The sequence below is a fragment of the Rhizobium sp. NZLR11 genome (genome assembly GCF_019685115.1).
In the GTDB taxonomy this organism is placed as follows: Bacteria; Pseudomonadota; Alphaproteobacteria; order Rhizobiales; family Rhizobiaceae; genus Rhizobium.
This window is the reverse complement of sequence record NZ_JABDWD010000020.1, coordinates 20,863-43,011: the sequence shown is the minus strand read 5'-3', so window position 1 is coordinate 43,011 and position 22,149 is coordinate 20,863. Positions and strand designations below refer to the sequence as shown.

The following is a 22,149-nucleotide window of genomic DNA, read 5'->3' as shown; positions in this document are numbered from 1 at the left end:
CCATCCCGTAAGGGGCTGTCAGGGAAATGCCTTCTCGGGGTTCCGACAGCTTGCTTCAAGGAGAGAATGACATGGCAAAAGTAATTGGTATCGACCTTGGAACGACGAATTCCTGCGTCGCAGTCATGGACGGCAAGGACGCGAAGGTTATCGAGAATGCGGAAGGTGCACGCACGACCCCTTCCATGGTGGCATTTTCCGAGGATAGCGAACGCCTCGTCGGGCAGCCGGCCAAGCGCCAGGCGGTCACCAACCCGACGAACACACTCTTTGCGGTCAAGCGCCTGATCGGCCGCCGCTATGAGGACCCGACCGTCGAGAAGGACAAGCACCTCGTTCCCTTTACCATCGTCAAGGGTGACAATGGCGACGCCTGGGTCGAAGCCAATGGCAAGGGCTACTCGCCCGCACAGATTTCCGCGATGATCCTTCAGAAGATGAAGGAAACTGCCGAATCCTATCTCGGCGAAAAGGTCGAGAAGGCCGTCATCACTGTTCCCGCCTATTTCAACGACGCGCAGCGACAGGCAACCAAGGATGCCGGCCGCATCGCCGGTCTTGAAGTTCTGCGTATCATCAACGAGCCGACCGCTGCCGCACTCGCCTACGGCCTCGACAAAAAAGAAGGCAAGACGATTGCCGTCTACGACCTTGGTGGCGGTACCTTCGATATCTCCATCCTCGAGATCGGCGACGGCGTCTTCGAAGTGAAGTCCACCAACGGCGATACGTTCCTCGGCGGTGAAGACTTCGACATGCGCCTCGTCGAATATCTCGTCGGCGAATTCAAGCGGGACAACGGCATCGACCTGAAGAACGACAAGCTTGCCCTGCAGCGCCTCAAGGAAGCTGCGGAGAAGGCGAAGATCGAGCTTTCGTCCTCGCAGCAGACCGAAATCAACCTGCCGTTCATCACGGCCGATGCCTCCGGCCCGAAGCATCTGACGCTGAAGCTGACCCGCGCCAAGCTCGAGAGCTTGGTCGACGATCTGGTTCAGCGCACGATCGCGCCGGCCAAGGCAGCGCTCAAGGATGCCGGCGTCACCGCCGCCGAAATCGACGAAGTGGTTCTCGTCGGCGGCATGAGCCGCATGCCGAAGGTACAGGAAGTCGTCAAGCAGCTGTTCGGCAAGGAGCCGCACAAGGGCGTCAACCCGGATGAAGTGGTGGCCCTCGGTGCCGCCATTCAGGCCGGCGTTCTGCAGGGCGACGTCAAGGACGTGCTGCTTCTCGACGTGACGCCGCTGTCGCTTGGCATCGAGACACTCGGTGGTGTCTTCACCCGCCTGATCGAACGCAACACGACGATCCCGACGAAGAAGAGCCAGACCTTCTCGACAGCCGAAGACAACCAGCAGGCCGTTACCATCCGCGTTTCGCAGGGCGAGCGTGAAATGGCTGCCGACAACAAGCTGCTCGGCCAGTTCGACCTCGTCGGCCTGCCGCCGTCGCCGCGCGGCATGCCGCAGATCGAAGTCACCTTCGACATCGACGCCAACGGCATCGTGCAGGTTTCGGCCAAGGACAAGGGCACCAGCAAGGAACAGCAGATCCGCATCCAGGCTTCCGGCGGACTTTCCGACGCCGACATCGAGAAGATGGTGAAGGATGCCGAAGCCCATGCCACCGAGGACAAGAAGCGTCGCGAGTCCGTCGAAGCCCGGAACCAGGCCGAAAGCCTGATCCATTCCACGGAAAAGTCGTTGAAGGATTATGGCGACAAGGTTTCCGAGGCCGACCGCACCGCGATCTCGGATGCAATCGCCGCGCTGAAGACGGCTTCGGAAGCATCCGAGCCGGATGCCGACGACATCAAGGCGAAGACCCAGACGCTGATGGAAGTGTCGATGAAGCTCGGCCAGGCGATTTATGAAGCGCAGCAGGCCGAAGGCGGCGCTGCCGGCGATGCCTCTGCGGAAGGCGGCGACAATGTCGTCGATGCCGACTACGAGGAAATCAAGGACGACGACCGCAAGAAGTCCGCGTAATCCGCGACGGCGTGGTTATGCTTCAACATCTGATCCGGCTGCTCACCATGGCAGCCGGAAAATCCATTTCCGGGGTTTAATTCTTAATGGCAAAAGCGGACTATTACGAAACTCTGGGTGTAGCCAAGACGGCGGACGAGAAAGAGCTGAAGAGCGCCTTCCGCAAACTGGCGATGAAATTCCATCCGGACAAGAACCCGGATGACAAGGACGCCGAACGCAAGTTCAAGGAAATCAACGAAGCCTACGAGATGCTCAAGGACCCGCAGAAGCGGGCGGCCTATGATCGTTATGGCCACGCGGCCTTCGAGCATGGCGGCATGGGCGGCGGGGGCGGCGGATTTGCCGGCGGCGGCTTCTCCGACATCTTCGAGGATATCTTCGGCGAGATGATGGGCGGAGGGCGTGCGCGCCAGCGCTCGTCGGGCGGCCGCGAACGCGGCGCCGATCTCCGCTACAACATGGAAATAACGCTGGAAGAATCGTTCGCCGGCAAGACGGCGCAGATCCGCGTTCCCACCTCGATCACCTGCGACGTCTGTTCGGGTTCGGGTGCCAAGCCCGGCACGCAGCCGAAGAATTGCGGCACCTGCCAGGGAAGCGGGCGCGTGCGCGCCGCACAGGGCTTCTTCTCGATCGAGCGGACCTGCCCGACCTGCCACGGCCGCGGCCAGATCATTCCCGATCCCTGCCCGAAATGCCACGGCCAGGGCCGGGTGACGGAAGAGCGTTCGCTCTCGGTCAATATTCCGGCCGGCATCGAAGACGGTACACGCATCCGCCTGCAGGGCGAGGGTGAAGCCGGCGCCCGCGGCGGGCCGGCAGGCGACCTCTATATCTTCCTGTCCGTCAAACCGCATGAGTTCTATCAGCGCGACGGAGCCGATCTCTATTGCGCCGTTCCGATCTCGATGACGACGGCCGCTCTCGGCGGAACTTTCGACGTGGCGACGCTCGACGGCACCAAGTCGCGCGTCAGCGTGCCCGAGGGCACGCAGGCCGGCAAACAGTTCCGCCTGAAGAGCAAGGGCATGCCGGTGCTGCGTTCGGCGCAGTCGGGCGACCTCTACATCCAGATCCAGATCGAGACGCCGCAAAAGCTCACCAAGCGCCAGCGCGAACTGCTGCAGGAATTCGAGCAGCTTTCCTCGAAGGAGAACAATCCCGAATCGACCGGCTTCTTCGCCCGGATGAAGGAATTCTTCGAGGGCTAATGCATGTCATCAGGAAGTGTGCGGCAGTTCCGGGATAACGACATGCCTAAAAACAAAAGCCTAAAGCGCGTCGGATGAATCAAATTTGACGACGGGCTTTGGCCGCAATCGACATCACCATTTCCAAGGCCGGGGACGGAAACGCCTCCGGCTTTTCGTTCAGCAGATCCCGATTTGAGACATTTGCCGTGCATCTCCGCCGCCTTGTCCCAGATCGACACGGCCGCGCGCCGGAACACGACTTGCGTTAACGCAGCCACGTGATGTCGCTTGCAAGTTTTCCAAATGAATTCAGTCTCTGCCGTCAGCGCATAACCCGAAAATCAAAATCGATTTTCGATACGCGGCGCTCTACCGGGAACAATTAAACCAAGGGTATCTGCCATGGCGCCAGCCTTTTCCTCCCAGTCCGACGACGTCGACGTTCTCGCCGGCGCCCTCTACACATGGTGCGCCGAGCGCAACATCAAGCTTCGCAGCCAGCAGGGGCTTTCCGTCGCCAGCATCGCGATCGACCTCTATCATGCCGGCCACCAGACGCAGGACGATCTGCTGATGGCGCTGCACGAATGCGACATTCACTAAAACGCGCGACGTAGAATCTCAATCAACAGACATGCGTCCGGTCTTCGTCTTGATGCACGTCGCCTCCCCAAATTGCCGCACGGCTATATGTGTCCAGATATCATCCGGATCCGGGCAGGTCATGCTTTGCGTGGCGCTCGGTGAATCAGGCGGCGGTTTCGACCGCTTGGCCAGTCATCAGGGTGACGATGGTCTTGACCGCTTCCTTGCCTGCCGGCGAGCTCAGTCTGTCGTAGCTCAGCGCCAGCGCATAGGCGTCGGGGCTGAGTTCGATGCGGCTGCCGAATTGCGATATGCCGGCTCCCTCGAAAAGAGCAGATATCTCAACATCAAGAAAAACCGCGATCTGATGCAGCTTGCTGGCGGAAACGCGGTTCGTCCCCTTTTCGTATTTCTGGATCTGCTGGAAAGTCAGTCCGAGTGCTTCGCCAAGCTCGAGCTGGGAAACACGGCGAAGGGTGCGAAACTGCCTTACGTTGCGACCAACGATAATATCAACCGGATCTGGCACTTCATCACTCTCTGATACATAAACCGTTCGTTTACCATATCGTTTTTGCAGGATAACTCAACCCTGCAGTTGCAAACTTCAACTTGCTTTTTTGTGCCTTACGTCACGTCAGCCGCCTGAGGTAATTGTGGCGAAACCCCGAATATCCGGGGTTCGAAGGGACTGAAAGATGCCGTCGCCCATACTGCCTCGGCAACGTTGGCGCCTCCTCCAAAGGTTGTATTTTTAGCGAGAGTTGAACCCGCCTAGCGTCGTGCTCGGAGCTTATCGCGCACCGATCGACAGTAGCGACAACGTTCCGCGGCGACGAAGCTGCGAGCCTTGCCATCAACGCCGCTTAGGCTTAGCTGTCACGCTTCACGATTCCGGACATTCGATGCCGCACAAGGTTGCTCTTTCCCGTCTGAAGCTGACAGATTTCCGCAACTATGCGGCGGCGTCCCTTGCCCTTGACGGTCGGCACGCCGTGCTGACGGGGGACAATGGCGCTGGCAAGACCAATCTCATGGAGGCAGTCTCGCTGCTTTCGCCTGGCCGCGGTCTGCGCCGCGCCGCCTATGGCGACATTACCCGTGTCGGTGCGGCCGGCGGTTTTTCGATCTTCGCCGCGCTCGACGGCATGGAAGGCGAAGTCGAGATCGGCACCGGCATCGAAACAAGCGAGGAAACCACCTCGCGCAGACTGCGGATCAACGGCACCCCCGCCAAGACCGCCGATGAACTGACTGACCATCTGCGCCTTCTCTGGCTAACACCGGCGATGGACGGCCTCTTTACCGGCGCCTCCTCCGACCGGCGCCGCTTTCTCGACCGGCTGGTGCTATCGCTCGATCCCGCCCATGGCCGCCGCGCCAGCGATTTCGAGCGTGCCATGCGCAGCCGCAACAAATTGCTGGATGAAGGCCGTTTCGACCCCTCCTGGCTCGCCGGTATCGAACAACAAATGGCCAGCCTCGGCATCGCCATGGCGCTCGCCCGACAGGAGATGCTCGGCCTGCTGACCCGCCTGATCGAGGAAAGGCCGGAAAGTTCACCCTTCCCCTCGGCAGCGCTGCAGCTCTCAGGCTTCATGGACGGTCAGTTTTCGCGGCCCTCGGTCGACCTCGAGGACGACTATGCGGCAATGCTGGCGGAGAGCCGTTACCGCGACGCCGGCGCGGGGCGCACGCTGGAGGGGCCGCACCGGGCCGACCTCATCGTGCACCACCGCGAAAAAGCGATGGAGGCGGAACGTTGTTCCACCGGCGAGCAGAAAGCGCTGCTTATCGGCCTGGTGCTTGCGCATGCGCGCCTCGTCGGCAATCTCACCGATCATGCGCCGATCCTGCTGCTCGACGAGATCGCCGCACACCTCGACGAGGGCCGCCGCGCCGCGCTGTTCGACCTCATCGACGGGCTCGGCGGCCAGGCCTTCATGACCGGAACGGATCGCGAGATGTTTTCGGCGCTCGGCGACAGGGCTCAGTTCTTCACCGTTGCCGACGGGAAAGCTTTCGAATGACCGAGGCGGCTTTTCCCAGCGCCGGGCGCCATGATAATATCGGCGCTATGGAACCGCTCAGCCCGGACGAAATCGCCCGCTATCACCGCCACATCCTGCTCCCCGAGATCGGCGGCGCCGGCCAGCAGCGGTTGAAAGCCGCCCGTGTGCTGGTGATCGGTGCCGGCGGCCTCGGTGCGCCGGTGCTGCAATATCTCGCCGCAGCCGGGATCGGCACACTCGGTATCGTCGACGACGACCGGGTGTCGCTGTCGAACCTGCAGCGCCAGGTGATCCATGATTCCGGCACGATCGGCGAGTTGAAGACGGAAAGTGCCGCCTTGGCCATCGCCAGGCTCAATCCGCATGTCCGGCTGATCCGCTTCGAGGAACGCTTTTCCCCGGAAACTGCCCGCCGGCAATTGTCCGGCTTCGATTTGCTGATCGACGGCTCCGACAATTTCGACACGCGCTACGCCGCCGCCGATGCGGCGGAGGAAGCACGTATTCCGCTCGTCAGCGGTGCCGTCGGGCGTTTCGATGGCTCGCTGACGGTTCTCAAGCCTTATGAGAGCGCCGAGGACGGGACGCCCAACCCCAGATATCCCGACCTCTTTCCGGAAGCGCCGCCGGCGGGGCTGATTCCGGCCTGCGCCGAGGCCGGCATCATCGGCGCGCTCACCGGTGTCATCGGCACGATGATGGCGATGGAGGCGATCAAGCTCGTCACCGGCACCGGGGAGCCGCTGGTCGGGCGGCTGCTGCTCTACGACGCGCTCAAGGCCCGGTTCGACACTGTGCGCTATAAACGGCGCCGCACGACAGAAAGACAGGGCGGATGACGATTATCCCTCTTGATCATCGTTTCACGCGCTGGGACGAGCTGCTCGCACTCATCCTCGCCTCCTTCGCTTCGATGAACGGCAGGATTGATCCGCCTTCCTCGGCGCTCGCGCTGACGGCGGGGTCGCTGGCGGAAAAGGCCGATGCAGAGATCGGCCATGTCGCCATCGACGGCGACAAATTGATCGGCTGCCTGTTCCTGCGGCCGGAGGCCGATTGCCTCTATGTCGGCAAGCTCGCCGTTCTGCCTGAGGTGCAGGGCAAGGGCCTCGGCAAGCGTCTGCTGGCAATTGCCGAACTGACGGCCGCAAGGCTCGGTCTTCCTGCTTTGCGGCTGGAAACCCGCATCGAGCTTACCGACAATCACGCCGTCTTTGCCGCCTGGGGATTTTCCAGAACCGCCGAAAAGGCGCATCCCGGCTTTGCCAGAACGACATTCGTCGAGATGCGCAAAATGCTTGCTCCTCAGATCCGCATCGTCTGAATCCAGCTCGACGCGGCCTCCTTCAGCGGCCGGGCAGCACCCGGTTCGGCGGCCTGTGGCCGTCGATGAAGGCGCGGATATTGATGATGACCTTGTCGCCCATGTCGATGCGGCCTTCGATCGTCGCCGAACTCATATGCGGCAGCAGCACGACCTTGCCCTCATTGGCGAGCTTGATGAGCTTCGGATTGACGGCGGGTTCGTTTTCGAAGACGTCGAGGCCGGCGCCGGCAATCCGACCCTCCCTCAGAGACTTGATCAGTGCAGCTTCATCGACGACGTCGCCGCGTGCGGTGTTGACGAGATAGGCCGTCGGCTGCAGCAGCGCCAGCCGGCGGGCCGAGATCAGGTGGAAGGTTGCCGGCGTCGATGGACAATTGACCGAAACGATGTCGACGCGGGCAAGCATCTGGTCGAGGCTTTCCCAATAGGTCGCCTCCAATTCGTCCTCGACGGCCGGATTGACGCGTTTGCGGTTGTGATAATGGATCGACAGGCCGAAAGCCTTGGCGCGGCGGGCCACCGCCGTGCCGATGCGGCCCATGCCGACAATGCCGATGCGCTTGCCGTGAATGCGCCGGCCGAGCATCCAGGTGGGAGACCAGCCGGCCCATTCGCCCGGCTTGTCGGTCAGCACGCGCGCGCCTTCGCCGAGCCGTCTCGGAACCGCGAGGATGAGCGCCATGGTCATATCGGCGGTATCCTCGGTCAGGACGTTCGGGGTGTTCGTGACGGTGATACCCTTGCGCGCCGCCGCCTCGACGTCGATATGATCGGTGCCGTTGGAGAAGCTGGCAATCAGCTTCATCTGCGGTCCCGCCTGATCGATCAGCGCCGCGTCGATGCGATCGGTGACGGTCGGCACCAGCACCTCGGCGGTCTTGACCGCGGCGACAAGCTCGGGAACGGAACGCGGCGCGTCGTCGATGTTCAGCTCGGCGTCGAAGAGCTCCCGCATCCGGGTTTCGACGGCATCGGGCAGCTTGCGGGTGATGTAGACCTTCGGTTTTTTCTTCGCTGTCATGGCTGGCTGTGGTGCCTTGTTCAGAGGTCTTTAACCAAGAGGGGTGATAATTTTCCCATCCGGGCATTTTCTACCAGACCCGCACGCGAAGACAAACAAAACTCGCGGTGCGGCCGGGGAATGTCAGAGCCCGGACCGCGAGCAGGCCGGGCCTGTCCGCGAATTCGAGCAAACGGAAACTTCCATGCGCAGCAAAGTCCTGAAGTCCTGCCTCGCCCTGGCCATCGCTCTGGCCGCATCCATGGGAACCGTCGAATTTGCCCATGCGCAGGCCGCCAAGGGTCCAAGCGGACTGCCATTGCCGCGTTTCGTCACGCTGAAATCCAAGCGCGTCAACCTGCGCATCGGCCCGGGAACGGATTATGCCGTTTCGTGGATGTACCTGAAATCCGGGTTGCCGGTGGAGATCATTCAGGAATACGACAACTGGCGCCGCATTCGCGATGCGGACGGTACCGAAGGCTGGGTCAACCAGTCACTGCTGTCAGGCCAGCGTGCGGCGATCGCCGCCCCGTGGATGAAGACGAAGGGTAAGGGCGTCTTTGTCAATCTGCGGCGCGAGGCGCAGCCCTCCGCATCGATCGTCGCCAAGCTGGAACCCGGCGTAATGGTGACGATCGGCGAATGCAACGGTGACTGGTGCCGCGCCGAAACCGACGGCGCCTCCGGCTGGGTGGCGCAGTCGGAGATCTGGGGCGCCTATCCCGGCGAAGCCTTCAAATAAGCCCAGCCTGTTTGGCAGCCTCGGAAAGCGAGGTCATCGGGCGCGGGCCGATCTGCTGGATAACGATGCCGGCGGCGAGGCAACCGAGCTTGCCGCAATCCTCCAGAGAGCGTCCCTGCGTATAACCATAGAGGAAGCCGGAGGCAAAGAGATCGCCGGCACCTGTCGTATCCACAACTTCCCTGATCTTGATCGCATCGACGTAATAACGCTCGCGGCCCTTCAGGATGACGGCGCCGTCCTCGCTCATGGTCACGGCGGCGATCTTGCAATCGGCGGCGATCCTGTTCAGCGCCTCTTCGAAATCGTCGGTTTCATAGAGCGACAGCGCTTCCTGGAGATTGGCGAAGACGATATCGACCTTGCCGGAGCGCATCAGATCGAGGAATTCGCCGCGATAGCGGCCGACGCAGAAGCTGTCGGACAGCGTCATCGACATTTCGCGGCCGTTTTCATGGGCGATGCGGGCACAATCGAGGATCGCTTCCTTGGCGCGTGGCGGATCCCACAGATAACCTTCGAAATAGGTGACCTTGGCGTCGGCCACGACGTCGGTCTCGACGTCCTCAGGCCCGAGTTCGACGCAAGCGCCGAGATAGGTATTCATCGAACGCTCGCCGTCCCCGGTGACGAAGATCATCGAACGGGCCGTCGGCGGGAAGGTGCCCTTGGGCCGGGTCTGGTAGTGGACGCCTTGGGCGCGGATGTCGTGGGTAAAGATGTCACCCAACTGATCTGCGGCGACATTGCCGAAATAGGCAGCCTTGCCGCCGAGGTTAGCCACGCCCGCGGCCGTGTTGCCGGCGCTGCCGCCGGAGGCTTCGAGCGCCGGTCCCATGCGCGAATACAGCAGTTCGGCGCGCTCGGCATCGATGAGGTTCATGGCCGCCTTGGTGATCTGGTTGTCAATGAGGAACTGGTCGTCACAACGGGCAATGATATCCACGATTGCGTTGCCGACTGTCAGAACATCGAATCTTGTCATGAAATGGGGAGTCCCGGATTTGTGATAGCCGGGGTTTGGTCTTAGCGAAATTTCTACAGTTTGGAAGGATAAATGGCGGATGGCACATCTATTTCTTCGCAAAACTGCCGCCTATTCGTCATGCCCGTGTCATCTTCAAAATCTAGAAACAGTCGCAAGAAGACCGGCATGAGCAGCTTTCGGTTGCAGCCGGGCGCCCGAGGGATGATCCCTTCGATCTTACCGGCGCGATGCTGACCACGGATGAACTGGCAGCTTCGCGATCGGATATCCGGCAGGTCCGGAGCGGAAAAGCGGGCTGTGCCCGCTTTTTTTGCTCTGCGGATGCTGCCGGATTGGCGATTGGCTTTTCAATCCAGAAGGCTTGCTGCTGTCGCGCCGCTATGCCTTCTTAGACGCGCAGCGCCGTAGAACTTTGAATTGCTGGATAATTTTCTCCTTAAACCGATTCCGATTTGAGGAATTATGCAGTAGAGGTTGATACTCCCCCCGCGCAAAGCAGCCTCCCCCATGTCAGCCATCATTCTCGACGTTCTTCCCATCTTCATCCTGATCCTCATCGGCTGGGTGATCGTCCGCAGCGGCCTGATGGCATCGAATGTCGGCGAAGCGCTCAGCGAATTTGTCTTCAAGATCGCCGTGCCGCTACTGCTGTTTCGCACCATCGCCGAGGCGGATTTTCATGGCGCCTCGCCTTTCCGGCTGTGGATCGTCTATTTCTCAGGCGTTGCCATCACCTGGGCGACCGGCCATATCGCCGCCACGCGGCTCTTCGGCCGCGACGAACGGATCGGCGTGCTGGCCGGCGTTTCCTCCGCCTTCGCCAACAATATCTTCATCGGCCTGCCGCTCGTCGAGCGGACCGTTGGCGATGAGGGGCTGGTGGCGCTGTCGATCCTGCTTGCCGTGCATTTGCCGGTGATGATGGTCGCCGGCACCGTGCTGATGGAGCATGCCGAGCGCAAGATCGCCGGCAAAAGCGATCGCAGCATGATGCTCGTGCTGCGCCAGATCGCCGTCAATCTGGTGCGCAATCCGCTGGTGATCGGGCTTGCGGCCGGCATGGCCATGCATCTTTCCGGTCTCACCATGCCCGTAACCCTGGCAACGGTCGTCAAGCAGATCGCCGGCATTGCCGGTCCGGCGGCGCTGATCTCGCTCGGCATGGCGCTGGAGAAATACGGCATTTCCGGCAATCTCGGCATCGCCAGCGTCACGTCAAGCTTGAAGCTGCTGATGCTGCCCGGCTGCGTATGGGCGGCGAGCCATCTCCTCGGCCTCAGCCCCGAATGGACGGCGGCGATCGTGCTGACCTCCTCGGTGCCCACAGGCGTCAACGCCTGGCTAATCGCCAACCGCTTCGGCGTCGGTCATAGCATCGCTGCCTCGACGATCACGGTGACGACGGCGCTCGGTGCAATCACGGTGTCGCTCTGGGCCTATTTCCTGGGTGCCTGAAAAACTCTTTGCACAACAAAAAGCCCGGCTTCGCGGGCCGGGCTTCTATGACATGCGATTATTCCGTCCGCGTCACTGCGTCGCGGTCGGCAGCGGCACCGGCGAATCGGCGAGCGTGTGCAGGTAGAGGATAACGTTGGCGCGATCCTGATCCTTCGGCAGACCGGCAAAGCCCATCGCCGTGCCGGGAACATCCTTCTTCGGCGCCATCAGGAACTTGTTGAGAAATTCGAAGGTCCACTTCTCGCTGCTGCCCTTGGAAAAATCCTTGATGGCAGCGGAATAGGCAAAGCCCTCATGCGAGGCGATCGGGCGATCCACGACACCAAAGAGGTTGGGACCGACCTTGTTCGGTCCCCCTTTGGTGCCGTCATGACAGGCCTGACACTTCTTGAAGACCGTTTCACCGGCCTTGGCATCGGCAGAAGCGAGCAATTGCGCGATCGGAACGGCAGCAGCGGCAGGCGCAGCTTCGCCACCAGCGGCGGGCGCCTCTTCGGCAACGATCGCGAAACCTTCCTTTTCCGGTGCTTCGGAATGGAAGATCCCTTCGGACGCGATGGAGACCGACATCAGAACGAAAATCGTTCCGAGCAGCGCCCCAACGGCCGTATTGACGTATGAATTCATCTGCAATGCTCCCCTTGCAGCCGGCAGACCATAACCCGACCATCTTGAAATCGCGCGGAACCTATGTCTTTTGGCTGATCGTTGCAACTGTCTAAATGGTCTTGTGCGTGAGACTTTTTGACACTTTTCAGCCCGGAATAGAAGGCCCGACCAATGAGTGATTCAAATTTAGATGACGTGCTTGTATTGATCCCGGCGCGTATGGCCTCCACCCGACTTCCGGGCAAGCCGCTCGCCGATATTTGCGGGCTGCCGATGATCGTCCAGGTGGCGATGCGCGCCAGGGAGGCAGCCATCGGCCGCGTCGTCGTCGCCGTCGACGACGCCCGGGTGTTCGATGCCGTTTCGGCCGCCGGCTTCGAAGTCGTCATGACCAGCAGTGATCATCAATCTGGTTCCGATCGGATCTTCGAGGCGCTGAAGAAAGTCGATCCTGCCGGCAGGGCAAAATTCATCGTCAACGTCCAGGGCGATCTGCCGACGATCGATCCGGAAACCGTGCGCGCGGCTTTGCGCCCTCTCGAGAACGAGGCGGTCGATATCGGCACGCTGACGACCGAAATCGACAATGAAGCTGATAAAACCGCGCCGCATATCGTCAAGGTTGTCGGTTCGCCCGTTTCCGACACCCGACTGCGCGGGCTCTATTTCACGCGTGCGACGGCACCTTACGGCAAGGGCCCGCTCTACCACCATATCGGCCTTTATGCCTATCGGCGCGCGGCGCTGGAACGGTTCGTCGCGCTCGGGCCTTCAACGCTCGAAAGGCGCGAATCGCTGGAGCAGTTGCGGGCGCTGGAGGCCGGCATGCGCATCGACGTTGAGATCGTTGACACGGTTCCGCTCGGTGTCGATACTCCCGCCGACCTCGAAATAGCGCGGCGCATCCTCTCCGCAAAGTCGAACTGACGGAACCATCATGAACATCAAGACCAACAGGATCGCCTTCCAGGGCGAATTCGGCGCCAATTCCGACATGGCCAGCCGGGACATGTTTCCGACCATGGAGCCGCTGCCCTGTCAGACCTTCGAGGATGCGTTCACGGCGGTCGACAACGGCGACGCCGATATCGGGATGATCCCGATCGAGAACACGATCGCCGGGCGCGTCGCGGATATCCATCATCTGCTGCCTGAATCGCGGCTGCACATCATCGGCGAGTATTTCATGCCGATCCGCTTCCAGCTGATGGTGCTGCCGGGGGTGACCAAGGACGAGATCCGCACCGTGCACAGCCACATTCACGCGCTCGGCCAGTGCCGCAAGATCGTTCGGGCCAATGGCTGGAAGCCTGTGATCGCCGGCGATACGGCAGGCGCGGCAAAGCTGGTGAAGGAAACCGGCGACCGCTCGATGGCCGCCCTGGCGCCGCGGCTTGCCGCCGATCTCTACGGGCTCGAGATCATCGCCGAAAATGTCGAGGATACCGAAAACAACGTCACCCGCTTCGTCGTGTTGTCGCGCGACGAGGAATGGGCGCAACGGAATTCGGCGGACGAAAAGGTCGTTACCACCTTCGTCTTCAACGTTCGCAACATTCCGGCCGCGCTCTACAAGGCGCTCGGCGGGTTCGCCACCAACAATATCAACATGACCAAGCTGGAAAGCTATCAGCTCGGCGGAAGATTCGTGGCGACACAGTTCTACGCCGATATCGAAGGCCATCCGAACGATCCAAACGTGCGGCGGGCATTGGAAGAACTGCGGTTCTTCTCCGAGAAGGTGCGCATCCTCGGCGTCTACAAGGGGCATGCGATGCGAGGCCTGCTTTAGTTTTTTGCATAACGCCCGGAACCACCTTCCGGGCGGCATGCATGAGAGGCCTCGCATATCAGCTATTATTTATCCGGCTCACAGACACGCAGGCGATGACCATCCGGATCGAGCACGACGAAGGTCGGGCCGAAGTCCAGTTCGGTTAGTTCCTGGGCGATCGGCAGGCCGCGCTTGCGCCAGTCCTCATAATGGTTGGCGACAGCATTTTCCCCCGCAACCATGAAGGCCACCTCCCCGCGGTTGCCGATGGCGGAGGGCTGCGGTTCGACCTTGCTGCGCCGCCAGAGGCCGAGGGTGAAGCCGCCATCGAGCGGAAAGGCGACGAAATTCGGTGCTTCCACGGTCGGTTCGCGGTTCAGGAGGTTCCGGTAGAAGCTTGCGCTTTCGCCGGGGTCCTTGACGTAGAGGATAATCAGATTGGGGCTGGTCATTTTGGTTCTCCCGGTGGTGTTAGATGGTGGACGAGGAATTACCTGCTGCCAATTTATGGCAGCAGGGCACAAAGGGCGTTGCCGAAGCAACGCCCTCGTCTCCTCGCGGATGCGGATAACGATGAGGTGGCCTAGAGCGGGAAACCATCCTTGTGGCGTGGGTTGCGCCCATCCATGAAGCCAAGGTCGCGCTTCAGATAGTCGGGTGTCGCTTCAACGTCGAGCTTGGAGCGGCTTCCCCCGGGGATCCAGAAAAAGCTGATGGCCAGGCGCAGCAGGCCGGAGCGTGCCGATTGGCGGACGTCGGCGAAAGTTTCGGCCGAAATGATGTCGGCAAAGCTATCAGTGGCGAAGCGGTCGCCGGCCCGCTGAATGACTGGAGGCATTGCCATGATCAGTACTCCTTCCTGTTGAAGTGGTACTGATGATAACCCCGACTGCTGACAGTTTATGGCAGCAGCGTTTCAGTTCTCGAGCGGCACGTCCTGCTCGCGCCATTCCTTGAGAAGAACCGTGCGGCGGCGCGGATAACGCACCTCATGCAGCGTCATGTCGATGATGCGGTCGGTGCGGAAATGGCGGAAGTCCTGGCGCAGTTCGCACCAGGCCATGAGGACGCGTACATGCTCGAAATAGCCGAGTGCGAAAGGCCAGACGCGGCGACGCGAGATCCGGCCCTGCTCGTCGCCATAATGCAGTTCGAGGATCCGCTCCAGGCGGATCGCCCGGCGGATGGCCGAGACATCCGCCTTGTCCTCGTCCCGGCGTTTGGGGCCGACGAAAAGGGCTGCCGAATCGATCATCTCCCGCATATCGGCCGGCAGCACGGCGGCAATCTTGGCGAGCGCATCGGCGCCGGCGCCGGCCAGGCGCGGTTCGGCGGCGCGGGCGACCCAGCGCGAGCCGAGCACCAGTGCTTCCAGCTCCTCTTCGGAAAACATCATCGGCGGCAGCATGAAACCCGGCTTCAGCACGTAGCCGATGCCGGCTTCGCCTTCGATCATCGCACCCTGGGCCTGCAGGCTGGCAATATCGCGATAGAGCGTGCGCAGGCTGACGCCGGTTTCCTCTGCAAGCACGATGCCGGTCACCGGCCGCCGGTAACGCCGGAGCGTCTGGAGCAGCGTCAGCAGCCGTTCCGAGCGGGCGACCGGCATGGCGTTACCGCTTCCACTCCACCCAGTCGCGCATCAGGCGGTGGGCGATCGCCCCTTTCGGCGGAGAGGCCTTGCCTGTCGCGCTCGGGCGTTCCAGCATCTCGATCGTTTCCTCGCGGGTGAACCAGCGGCAATCCTCCAACTCCGTCTCGTCGCGGGTGATTTCGGCGGATCTGGCCTCGGCGTAACAGCCGATCATCAGGGAATGTGGCATCGGCCAGGGCTGCGAGGCGTGGTAGCGGATGCGGCCGGTGCGGATGCCCGATTCCTCCAGCGTTTCGCGGCGCACGGCGTTCTCGATGGTCTCACCAGGTTCAACGAAGCCAGCAAGACAGGAATACATGCCGGGCGCGAAATGCGGACTGCGGCCGAGCAGACAGAGGTCGCGGCTCTCATCGATCGTCAGCATGATGACGACAGGGTCGGTGCGGGGGAAGATCATGTGTTCGCAGGCAGCGCAGACACGTTTGTAGCCGCCGATGTGGATCTCCATCGCCGAGCCGCAACGGCCGCAGAAGCGGTTGTCGCCATTCCAGCGGATGAGGCTCGCGGCCTGGGCGAATTCGCCGAGCAGCACCTCGTCGATCAGCATTTCGCGAAACAGCGTGCGGCCGTCGGCAGGCTTGTATTGGCTGGTGAGATCGTCGACGTCGATACCGACGGGAACCGCAAGGCGCGGCTCGCCTGATTTGCGGTAGCCGAGAAGCACCGTCTCGTCCCAATTCGGCCGAAGCTCCTGAAGCTCATAGCGGGCAAAGAGCGGATCGAGCACCTGGCCGTCATGCTTCAGCACCAGCTTGTCGCCGGCGAAGGCGAAGATATGCGTGCCCTCCTTGGCCAGCGCTTTTTCGACGGAGCGTTCGTCGCGATGTTCGGAATCGCGATTGAGGTCGTTGGCGGCAAAAGCCGTGAGATTGCTGGGCTCCGGATGCGGCACATCCGAATCGAAAAGCGAATGACTCATGATGAAAGGGCTTCCCGCAGCTTCGCTGTGAATTCGTCTCTCTTTTCGTCTTCGTAGGGTTCCGCGCGTCCGAAGCCCCAGACGGGACCCGGCCAGTTGGCATCGCCTTCGAAGCGGGCAATCACATGAACATGAAGCTGGCGGACGATATTGCCAAGAGCCCCGATATTGATTTTTGCGGCACCGGTGATCTGCTTCAGCGCCGTGGCAGTGAGCTCGGTCTCGAAGGCAAGCAGCACCTGGTCGAGCGGCGTCAGCTCGAAGATTTCGGTGATGCCTGCCCGGCGCGGCACGAGAATGAGCCAGGGCCAGCGGGCATCCCTCGACAATCTCAGATCACAGAGGCCCGTGATCATGATGCTGACGCTGTCGTTTTCCAGCCGAGGGTCGAGCATAAAGCCGTTCAAGGGCATTCCTCCTGTCTTTTCCAACGACTAGCAGTTTTTTATCATGTTGGCTTGCTTTTGATGACGATATTGCCGATATGTGCATTCGGGAGGTTGGTGGTGGACGAGCCACTCGCCAACCGGGTCAGGTCCGGAAGGAAGCAGCCCTAACGAGCCCGGCACGGGTCATCGTGCCAGCCTCCCACCTTCTCTCCACGAAGTGCCCGACGATCCGGGCGACAAGCAGGGCGATGAGCGACACCGAGCGACAATCAAAAGATGCCGCCTCGACGGGCACCGGATACCGGGTGCTGGCTCGCAAATACCGCCCCAAGGATTTCACGGACCTGATGGTCGGCCAGGAGCCGATGGTCCGCACCCTTACCAACGCCTTCGAGACCGGCCGCATCGCCCAGGCCTACATGCTGACCGGCGTGCGCGGCGTCGGCAAGACGACGACTGCGCGCATCCTGGCGCGAGCGCTGAATTACAAGACAGCTGATGTCGACAAGCCGACGATCGACCTTCGCACGCCCGGCGAGCACTGCCAGGCGATCATGGAAGGCCGGCATGTCGACGTGATCGAGATGGATGCCGCCTCCCATACCGGCATCGACGATATCCGCGAGATCATCGAGCAGGTGCGCTACCGGCCGGTTTCGGCGCGCTACAAGGTCTACATCATCGACGAAGTGCACATGCTGTCGACGCAGGCCTTCAATGGCCTCTTGAAGACGCTGGAAGAACCGCCGGAGCATGTGAAGTTCATCTTCGCCACGACCGAGATCCGCAAAGTGCCGATCACCGTGCTGTCACGCTGCCAGCGCTTTGACCTGCGCCGCATCAGCGCGTCGGATCTCGTCGGGCTGTTTTCGACGATCGCCGCCAAGGAAGGCATCGAGGCGGAACCGGACGCCCTGGCAATGATCGCGCGTGCCGCCGAAGGCTCGGCGCGCGACGGGCTGTCGCTGCTCGATCAGGCGATCGCTCATGGTGCCGGCGCCGTGCAGGCGGAAGCCGTGCGCGGGATGCTCGGTCTTGCCGACCGCGCCCGGATCGTCGATCTCTTCCAGCATGTCGTCCAGGGCGACGTGGCCGCAGCCCTCGGCGAATTCCAGAGCCAGTACGAGGCCGGCGCCAATCCCGTGGTGGTGCTGACCGATCTTGCCGATTTCACCCATCTGGTGACGCGGCTGAAATATGTGCCGGATGCGGCGAACGACCCCTCGCTCAGCGAAGTCGAGCGCACCAAGGCGGCGGAATTCGCCAAGGGCGTTGCGGTAACGACGCTGTCGCGCATCTGGCAGATGCTGTTGAAGGGCATTCCGGAAACGGAAGGCTCGTCGCGGACGGCAGGTGCGGCCGAAATGGTGCTGATCCGGCTGGCGCATGCGGCGCATCTGCCGGCACCCGAAGACGCGGCGCGGCGGCTTGCCGAATTTTCCGGCGACAATGCCGGCCCGCGGCCCGCGGCCCCGCCTTCCGGCAGTGGCGGCGGCAACGGCACGCGGGTTCCCTATCAAAGCAGTGTCGCGGCCCGCGCGCCGGAAATCGCACCTGGCAAGCCGCAGGCGTCCGCGCCGGTGGCAATGCTGCGTGCGGTGCCGAGCAGCCAGCCCGAGACGATGCCTGTCGGGCGGATCGAGACGAAACCGGCGGAAGCGCTAAAGTCGCTCGTCCAGGTCAATTCGGTCAGCGATATCGTCGATCTCGCCGCCGAGAAGCGCGATCCGAAGTTGAAGGCGATGGTGCGCGCCTTTGTGCGCCCGGTCCGGATCGAGCCCGGCCGCCTTGACGTCAGCCTGACCGAGGGCGCGCCGACGACACTGCTCAACGAGCTTGCCGTCAAGCTGAAGGAATGGACCGGCATTCACTGGATCGTCAGCCTCAGCCGCGAAGAGGGCAAGCCGACGCTGGTGGAAGCGGAGGCCAGGACCCGGGAGCAGCATGTCATCGACGCCCGTCAGGACCCTGACGTGGCAGCGATCCTGGCGCATTTTCCAGGGGCGAAAATCATCGACGTGCGCGTGCGGGCGCCCGAACCGGAAGAGGAAGGCGAGGCAACGCCACCGGCCGCCGCCGAATCCGAGGAAGGCGACATCCTGCCTGGCGACGACATAGAGTTCTAGAGTTTCAACAAGGAGCAAGACGATGCGCGACATCATGGGCATGATGGGCAAAGTCAAGGAAATGCAGGCCAAGATGGAGCAGATGCAGGCGGAGATCGCCGAGCTCACGGCCGAAGGCAAGGCCGGCGGCGGCCTCGTCACTGTGCTCATCTCGGGCAAGGGCGAGCTGAAGAGCCTGAAGATCGACCCATCGCTGTTCAAGGAAGACGATGTCGAGATCCTCGAGGACCTAATCGTCGCCGCCCACAAGGACGCCAAGGACAAGGCCGAGGCGCTCGCCGCCGAAAAGACCAAGGCACTCACCGCCGGCCTGCCGATCCCGCCCGGTTTCAAGCTGCCGTTTTGATCGAGCCGCAAACAAAATAGGCCCGCGCCTATGCCCAGTGTTCGTGCGCGGCTTCCAACACTGCTTTCAGTTTGTAGTGGATCGGTGATGCGAGATATCTCGCCCGGTCCACCTCAGACAGCCGCCGGCCGAAGGTTTCCATTAGCTCCGGCATCGTCACCTTCTCTCCCGCAAATGGTTGGTGATCGACCGGCATTCCGGCCTCGGCCACCCCACCCCTGATCACGCGGCAATAGATGCCGGGACGGGCGGCGGCGGTGTAACGCTTGACGAATGTCGGATCGTCCATCCTGGCGGCGAAGGTAGCGCAGGGAATTCGACATGAGGTGACTTCTAGGACGAGATCGCCCGCGGCAAAGCGGTCGCCGACGGCGACGTCGCGGTTGTCGAGATCTGATATCACCATGTTTTCACCGAAAGTGCCGGGCTCGTATGGCCGGCCAAGCTCCCCGCTCCACCAGTCGAGCGTCAGCGACCCCTCGACATAAACTGCCTGATCGACTCCGCCATGGTGTTTTCGGTTGCAGATGGCATCACCGACCAGTCCTTCAGCATCGATTATCACCGCGCCGTTGACGGCATGCTTGAAGATGCCGGTCTTATAGCTCTTGCCCGGCAGTTTTTCCGGATTGCCGGTGCACAGCGCCAGGATTTTCATGGGACGGCCGATCCTTCCGCGATTCCGTTTTCGTTCCATATCAGTTAAGAACGGCGCATGGCAAAACGAGTCACCGGCCCCGAAATCGAAAAACTCATCCAGCTTCTGGCGAAGGTGCCGGGCCTCGGGCCGCGCTCGGCACGCCGGGCGGCACTGCATCTGATCAAGAAGAAGGATCAGCTGCTTGGCCCGCTGTCGAATGCGATGGGCGAGGCCTATGACAAGGTGAAGATCTGCTCGCGCTGCGGCAATGTCGATACGGTCGATCCGTGCACAGTCTGCACCGACACGCAGCGCGATCAATCCATCATCATCGTCGTCGAGGATGTATCGGACCTCTGGGCGCTGGAGCGAGCAGGCGCGATGAACGCCGCCTATCATGTGCTCGGCGGTACGCTGTCGCCGCTCGACGGGATCGGGCCCGACGATCTCAATATTCGCGGGCTGATCGACCGGATCGGCGAAGGCGGCATCCGCGAGCTGATCATCGCCGTCAACGCCACCGTCGAGGGCCAGACGACGGCGCATTACATCACCGATCAGTTGCAGGGGCTTGAGGTGAAGATCACCCGCCTGGCGCACGGTGTGCCGGTCGGCGGAGAGCTCGACTATCTCGACGAGGGCACGCTTGCGGCGGCCCTTCGGGCGCGGACGGTGATATGAGAGGCTTATCTATGCCGCGGATATTCGCACTTGCTTTGACACTCGCCCTCCTCCCCTTCCCCGCCCTCGCAGCCCCATCGAAAGCCGATGTCGAGGTGCAATTCGAAAGCTGGGTGCAGAAGGACCTCTGGCCCGAGGCGAGGGCAAACGGCATTTCGGAGAAGACCTTCCAGGCCGCTTTCTCTGGCATCACGCTGAACTGGAACCTGCCCGATCTCGCGCCGCCCGGCTTCCCGCCGCCGAAGGAGCAGAAGCAGACGCAGGCGGAATTTTCTTCGCCCGGTCCCTATTTCAACGAGGACCATCTGAAGAGGCTTGCCGCAACGGGGCGCGGCTTTGCCACGCAATACGGTTCGACGCTGAAGCGGATCGAGAAGACCTATGGCGTGCCGGGCTCGATCGTGCTTGCCATCTGGGGGCGGGAGACCGGCTTCGGCGCGGCGAAGATCCCGAATTCGGCGATCGAGGTGCTGGCGACCAAGGCTTTCATGTCGACGCGTAAGGAGATGTTCCGCACCGAACTGGTGGCGGCGCTGCATATTCTCGACGGCGGCGACGTGACGCCCGCCGATTTCAAGGGTTCGTCGGCGGGCGCGCTTGGCCAGCCGCAGTTCATGCCGACCAGTTATCTGAAATACGCCGTCGATTTCGACGGCGACGGCCATCGCAACATCTGGACCTCGGTGCCGGATACGCTCGCCTCGATCGCCAATTTCCTGGTCAAGAAGGGTTGGCAGCGCTACCGCGACTGGGGCTTCGAGGTATCGATACCGGAGGCGGTCTCCTGCGCGCAGGAAGGGCCGGATCTCGCAAAGCCGCTGTCGCACTGGGCCTCGCTCGGCATCGACCGCATCTCCGGCAAGGGTTTCCCCTCGGGCGAAATGAAGGCTGAGGGCATGATGCTGGTGCCGGCCGGCCGCGACGGGCCGGAATTCGTCGTCACGCCGAATTTCTACATCATCAAGGAATATAATAATTCCGATCTCTACGCGCTTTACATCGGTAATCTCGCCGACCGGATCGCCGATAATGGCGGCGCCTTCCAAGGCCGATGGGGCGATGTCGGCAAGATGCTGCGCTCGGATGTCGCCGCCATGCAGAAGGCACTGGAACGGGAGGGCTACGATGTCGGCGGTTCCGACGGCCTGCCGGGCTACAAGACCCGGCGTTCGATCGGCCAGTGGCAGGCAAAAAACGGTATGAAGCCGACCTGCTTTCCCGAAGCGACGATGAAGGGCAAGCTGAAGTAGTCCGCTTCAGAACGTGCGCTTCAGCCCTTCATGGCTGGCGACGAAGCCGAGCTTCTCGTAAAAGCGGATCGAATCTGCCCGCGTCTTGTCCGATGTCAGCTGCACGAGGCCACAGCCGCGCGCGGCGCATTGGGCGATCGCCCATTCGATGAATTCTGCGCCGAGGCCCGAGCCGCGACGATCGCTTGCGACACGCACACTTTCGATCTGGCCGCGCCACATGCCTATCCTCGACAGGCCGGGAATAAAGCTCAGTTGCAGGCAGCTGACCACCCGATCGGCCGCATCGATTGCAACGGCCAAAAGCTGATTGGCATCCGCCTCGATCGCGGCAAAGGCCGAGAGATACCGCGCATCGACGGGGTCGGCGACGATTTCCCTGGTGCCGCCAAGATCGTCGTCGGCCAGAAGCCGGACGATGGCGGCGAGATCGGACTGGCGGGCGAGCCTGAAACTGTGCAT

Annotated in this window: 25 protein-coding genes and 1 other RNA gene; 15 read left to right on the top strand and 11 right to left on the bottom strand. The window is 61.9% G+C overall.

The genetic code is table 11. From position 1 onward, the window contains the following. Window positions 1–71 precede the first annotated feature (71 nt). From dnaK to HJB83_RS27010, 3 genes are all read left to right on the top strand, one after another. A complete protein-coding gene (dnaK, locus tag HJB83_RS27020; protein ID WP_007634141.1) occupies window positions 72–1,988 on the top strand; it encodes a molecular chaperone DnaK in 1,917 nt (638 codons plus the stop codon). Window positions 1,989–2,074: 86 nt separating this feature from the next. Then, window positions 2,075–3,202 (top strand): molecular chaperone DnaJ, encoded by a 1,128-nt coding sequence (dnaJ, locus tag HJB83_RS27015; protein WP_207582431.1) that lies wholly within the window; start codon window positions 2,075–2,077, stop codon window positions 3,200–3,202. A gap of 384 nt (window positions 3,203–3,586) precedes the next feature. Beyond that, on the top strand, window positions 3,587–3,787 hold the full coding sequence (locus tag HJB83_RS27010; protein ID WP_007634143.1) for a hypothetical protein: 201 nt from the start codon (window positions 3,587–3,589) through the stop codon (window positions 3,785–3,787). Between the two features lie 145 nt (window positions 3,788–3,932). Here HJB83_RS27010 and HJB83_RS27005 read toward each other — a convergent pair whose 3' ends face one another. After that, a complete protein-coding gene (locus tag HJB83_RS27005; protein ID WP_221132958.1) occupies window positions 3,933–4,298 on the bottom strand; it encodes a helix-turn-helix domain-containing protein in 366 nt (121 codons plus the stop codon). A 376-nt stretch (window positions 4,299–4,674) separates the two neighbouring features. Here HJB83_RS27005 and recF point away from each other — a divergent pair, with 376 nt between their 5' ends. Genes recF through HJB83_RS26990 form a run of 3 tightly spaced genes read left to right on the top strand, consistent with a single transcriptional unit; the run spans window position 4,675 to window position 7,105 of the window. Next, window positions 4,675–5,799 (top strand): DNA replication/repair protein RecF, encoded by a 1,125-nt coding sequence (gene recF / locus HJB83_RS27000; RefSeq protein WP_207582429.1) that lies wholly within the window; start codon window positions 4,675–4,677, stop codon window positions 5,797–5,799. Further along, window positions 5,796–6,620: a molybdopterin-synthase adenylyltransferase MoeB gene (locus tag HJB83_RS26995; protein ID WP_221132957.1), complete on the top strand. Its 825-nt coding sequence runs from the start codon at window positions 5,796–5,798 to the stop codon at window positions 6,618–6,620. Before recF ends, HJB83_RS26995 begins: the two co-directional genes overlap by 4 nt. Beyond that, window positions 6,617–7,105 carry a GNAT family N-acetyltransferase gene (locus HJB83_RS26990; RefSeq protein ID WP_207582427.1) on the top strand — a complete coding sequence of 163 codons (489 nt, stop codon included), beginning with the start codon at window positions 6,617–6,619 and terminating at the stop codon, window positions 7,103–7,105. Before HJB83_RS26995 ends, HJB83_RS26990 begins: the two co-directional genes overlap by 4 nt. A 22-nt stretch (window positions 7,106–7,127) precedes the next feature. Here the strand turns inward: HJB83_RS26990 and HJB83_RS26985 are convergent, their stop codons facing one another. After that, entirely contained in the window at window positions 7,128–8,129 is a 1,002-nt protein-coding gene (locus tag HJB83_RS26985) for a D-glycerate dehydrogenase (RefSeq protein WP_221116479.1), read from the bottom strand. Between the two features lie 184 nt (window positions 8,130–8,313). On the opposite strand from HJB83_RS26985, the gene HJB83_RS26980 reads away from it, so the two are divergent. Continuing rightward, window positions 8,314–8,853 carry an SH3 domain-containing protein gene (locus HJB83_RS26980; RefSeq protein ID WP_207582425.1) on the top strand — a complete coding sequence of 180 codons (540 nt, stop codon included), beginning with the start codon at window positions 8,314–8,316 and terminating at the stop codon, window positions 8,851–8,853. Here the strand turns inward: HJB83_RS26980 and HJB83_RS26975 are convergent. After that, entirely contained in the window at window positions 8,846–9,838 is a 993-nt protein-coding gene (locus HJB83_RS26975; RefSeq protein WP_221132956.1) for an adenosine kinase, read from the bottom strand. The genes HJB83_RS26980 and HJB83_RS26975 overlap by 8 nt on opposite strands. A gap of 510 nt (window positions 9,839–10,348) precedes the next feature. Here HJB83_RS26975 and HJB83_RS26970 point away from each other — a divergent pair. After that, window positions 10,349–11,296 carry an AEC family transporter gene (locus HJB83_RS26970; protein WP_207582423.1) on the top strand — a complete coding sequence of 316 codons (948 nt, stop codon included), beginning with the start codon at window positions 10,349–10,351 and terminating at the stop codon, window positions 11,294–11,296. A gap of 72 nt (window positions 11,297–11,368) precedes the next feature. On the opposite strand, the gene HJB83_RS26965 is transcribed toward HJB83_RS26970, so the two are convergent. After that, window positions 11,369–11,926, bottom strand: coding sequence for a cytochrome c family protein (locus HJB83_RS26965; protein WP_221116478.1), 558 nt, complete (start codon window positions 11,924–11,926; stop codon window positions 11,369–11,371). A 153-nt stretch (window positions 11,927–12,079) separates the two neighbouring features. On the opposite strand from HJB83_RS26965, the gene HJB83_RS26960 reads away from it, so the two are divergent. Together HJB83_RS26960 and HJB83_RS26955 are read left to right on the top strand one after the other, a co-directional pair. Beyond that, window positions 12,080–12,835 (top strand): 3-deoxy-manno-octulosonate cytidylyltransferase, encoded by a 756-nt coding sequence (locus HJB83_RS26960; protein WP_207582421.1) that lies wholly within the window; start codon window positions 12,080–12,082, stop codon window positions 12,833–12,835. A 10-nt stretch (window positions 12,836–12,845) separates the two neighbouring features. After that, on the top strand, window positions 12,846–13,700 hold the full coding sequence (locus HJB83_RS26955; protein WP_207582420.1) for a prephenate dehydratase: 855 nt from the start codon (window positions 12,846–12,848) through the stop codon (window positions 13,698–13,700). Between the two features lie 65 nt (window positions 13,701–13,765). Here HJB83_RS26955 and HJB83_RS26950 read toward each other — a convergent pair whose 3' ends face one another. The 5 genes from HJB83_RS26950 to HJB83_RS26930 form a co-directional block, all read right to left on the bottom strand. Further along, window positions 13,766–14,134 (bottom strand): VOC family protein, encoded by a 369-nt coding sequence (locus HJB83_RS26950; protein ID WP_207582419.1) that lies wholly within the window; start codon window positions 14,132–14,134, stop codon window positions 13,766–13,768. Window positions 14,135–14,265: 131 nt separating this feature from the next. Continuing rightward, complete coding sequence (locus HJB83_RS26945; RefSeq protein WP_207582418.1) at window positions 14,266–14,526, bottom strand: hypothetical protein; 261 nt, start codon at window positions 14,524–14,526, stop codon at window positions 14,266–14,268. Window positions 14,527–14,598: 72 nt separating this feature from the next. Continuing rightward, window positions 14,599–15,291 carry a YafY family protein gene (locus HJB83_RS26940; protein ID WP_049731259.1) on the bottom strand — a complete coding sequence of 231 codons (693 nt, stop codon included), beginning with the start codon at window positions 15,289–15,291 and terminating at the stop codon, window positions 14,599–14,601. A gap of 4 nt (window positions 15,292–15,295) precedes the next feature. Beyond that, a complete protein-coding gene (nudC, locus tag HJB83_RS26935; protein ID WP_207582417.1) occupies window positions 15,296–16,255 on the bottom strand; it encodes an NAD(+) diphosphatase in 960 nt (319 codons plus the stop codon). Then, entirely contained in the window at window positions 16,252–16,662 is a 411-nt protein-coding gene (locus tag HJB83_RS26930) for an HIT domain-containing protein (protein WP_207582416.1), read from the bottom strand. The genes nudC and HJB83_RS26930 overlap by 4 nt, the downstream gene beginning before the upstream one ends. Window positions 16,663–16,750: 88 nt before the next feature. Between HJB83_RS26930 and ffs the strand changes: the two genes are divergently transcribed. The 3 genes from ffs to HJB83_RS26915 all read left to right on the top strand — a co-directional run bounded on the left by ffs (window position 16,751) and on the right by HJB83_RS26915 (window position 19,116). Beyond that, window positions 16,751–16,847: signal recognition particle sRNA small type (gene ffs, locus HJB83_RS26925), an RNA gene on the top strand. A 45-nt stretch (window positions 16,848–16,892) separates the two neighbouring features. Next, window positions 16,893–18,770: a DNA polymerase III subunit gamma/tau gene (locus tag HJB83_RS26920; protein WP_221132955.1), complete on the top strand. Its 1,878-nt coding sequence runs from the start codon at window positions 16,893–16,895 to the stop codon at window positions 18,768–18,770. A gap of 22 nt (window positions 18,771–18,792) precedes the next feature. Continuing rightward, complete coding sequence (locus HJB83_RS26915; protein WP_007634163.1) at window positions 18,793–19,116, top strand: YbaB/EbfC family nucleoid-associated protein; 324 nt, start codon at window positions 18,793–18,795, stop codon at window positions 19,114–19,116. Between the two features lie 28 nt (window positions 19,117–19,144). Here HJB83_RS26915 and HJB83_RS26910 read toward each other — a convergent pair whose 3' ends face one another. After that, complete coding sequence (locus HJB83_RS26910; RefSeq protein WP_207582414.1) at window positions 19,145–19,774, bottom strand: MOSC domain-containing protein; 630 nt, start codon at window positions 19,772–19,774, stop codon at window positions 19,145–19,147. Window positions 19,775–19,831: 57 nt separating this feature from the next. Here HJB83_RS26910 and recR point away from each other — a divergent pair, with 57 nt between their 5' ends. Beyond that, on the top strand, window positions 19,832–20,437 hold the full coding sequence (gene recR, locus HJB83_RS26905; RefSeq protein ID WP_003589338.1) for a recombination mediator RecR: 606 nt from the start codon (window positions 19,832–19,834) through the stop codon (window positions 20,435–20,437). An 11-nt stretch (window positions 20,438–20,448) separates the two neighbouring features. Next, on the top strand, window positions 20,449–21,687 hold the full coding sequence (locus HJB83_RS26900; RefSeq protein WP_221132954.1) for a lytic murein transglycosylase: 1,239 nt from the start codon (window positions 20,449–20,451) through the stop codon (window positions 21,685–21,687). 6 nt (window positions 21,688–21,693) lie between these two features. Here the strand turns inward: HJB83_RS26900 and HJB83_RS26895 are convergent, their stop codons facing one another. Further along, window positions 21,694–22,149 carry a GNAT family N-acetyltransferase gene (locus tag HJB83_RS26895; protein ID WP_221132953.1) on the bottom strand — a complete coding sequence of 152 codons (456 nt, stop codon included), beginning with the start codon at window positions 22,147–22,149 and terminating at the stop codon, window positions 21,694–21,696.

Excerpts from the sequence above, each read along its gene's own strand:
- dnaK (WP_007634141.1), top strand. The coding sequence starts at position 72 with ATGGCAAAAGTAATTGGTATCGACCTTGGAACGACGAATTCCTGCGTC.
- dnaJ (WP_207582431.1), top strand. The coding sequence starts at position 2,075 with ATGGCAAAAGCGGACTATTACGAAACTCTGGGTGTAGCCAAGACGGCG.
- HJB83_RS27010 (WP_007634143.1), top strand. The coding sequence starts at position 3,587 with ATGGCGCCAGCCTTTTCCTCCCAGTCCGACGACGTCGACGTTCTCGCC.
- recF (WP_207582429.1), top strand. The coding sequence starts at position 4,675 with ATGCCGCACAAGGTTGCTCTTTCCCGTCTGAAGCTGACAGATTTCCGC.
- HJB83_RS26995 (WP_221132957.1), top strand. The coding sequence starts at position 5,796 with ATGACCGAGGCGGCTTTTCCCAGCGCCGGGCGCCATGATAATATCGGC.
- HJB83_RS26990 (WP_207582427.1), top strand. The coding sequence starts at position 6,617 with ATGACGATTATCCCTCTTGATCATCGTTTCACGCGCTGGGACGAGCTG.
- HJB83_RS26985 (WP_221116479.1), bottom strand. The coding sequence starts at position 8,129 with ATGACAGCGAAGAAAAAACCGAAGGTCTACATCACCCGCAAGCTGCCC.
- HJB83_RS26980 (WP_207582425.1), top strand. The coding sequence starts at position 8,314 with ATGCGCAGCAAAGTCCTGAAGTCCTGCCTCGCCCTGGCCATCGCTCTG.
- HJB83_RS26975 (WP_221132956.1), bottom strand. The coding sequence starts at position 9,838 with ATGACAAGATTCGATGTTCTGACAGTCGGCAACGCAATCGTGGATATC.
- HJB83_RS26970 (WP_207582423.1), top strand. The coding sequence starts at position 10,349 with ATGTCAGCCATCATTCTCGACGTTCTTCCCATCTTCATCCTGATCCTC.
- HJB83_RS26965 (WP_221116478.1), bottom strand. The coding sequence starts at position 11,926 with ATGAATTCATACGTCAATACGGCCGTTGGGGCGCTGCTCGGAACGATT.
- HJB83_RS26960 (WP_207582421.1), top strand. The coding sequence starts at position 12,080 with ATGAGTGATTCAAATTTAGATGACGTGCTTGTATTGATCCCGGCGCGT.
- HJB83_RS26955 (WP_207582420.1), top strand. The coding sequence starts at position 12,846 with ATGAACATCAAGACCAACAGGATCGCCTTCCAGGGCGAATTCGGCGCC.
- HJB83_RS26950 (WP_207582419.1), bottom strand. The coding sequence starts at position 14,134 with ATGACCAGCCCCAATCTGATTATCCTCTACGTCAAGGACCCCGGCGAA.
- HJB83_RS26945 (WP_207582418.1), bottom strand. The coding sequence starts at position 14,526 with ATGGCAATGCCTCCAGTCATTCAGCGGGCCGGCGACCGCTTCGCCACT.
- HJB83_RS26940 (WP_049731259.1), bottom strand. The coding sequence starts at position 15,291 with ATGCCGGTCGCCCGCTCGGAACGGCTGCTGACGCTGCTCCAGACGCTC.
- nudC (WP_207582417.1), bottom strand. The coding sequence starts at position 16,255 with ATGAGTCATTCGCTTTTCGATTCGGATGTGCCGCATCCGGAGCCCAGC.
- HJB83_RS26920 (WP_221132955.1), top strand. The coding sequence starts at position 16,893 with ATGAGCGACACCGAGCGACAATCAAAAGATGCCGCCTCGACGGGCACC.
- HJB83_RS26915 (WP_007634163.1), top strand. The coding sequence starts at position 18,793 with ATGCGCGACATCATGGGCATGATGGGCAAAGTCAAGGAAATGCAGGCC.
- HJB83_RS26910 (WP_207582414.1), bottom strand. The coding sequence starts at position 19,774 with ATGAAAATCCTGGCGCTGTGCACCGGCAATCCGGAAAAACTGCCGGGC.
- recR (WP_003589338.1), top strand. The coding sequence starts at position 19,832 with ATGGCAAAACGAGTCACCGGCCCCGAAATCGAAAAACTCATCCAGCTT.
- HJB83_RS26900 (WP_221132954.1), top strand. The coding sequence starts at position 20,449 with ATGCCGCGGATATTCGCACTTGCTTTGACACTCGCCCTCCTCCCCTTC.
- HJB83_RS26895 (WP_221132953.1), bottom strand. The coding sequence starts at position 22,149 with ATGCACAGTTTCAGGCTCGCCCGCCAGTCCGATCTCGCCGCCATCGTC.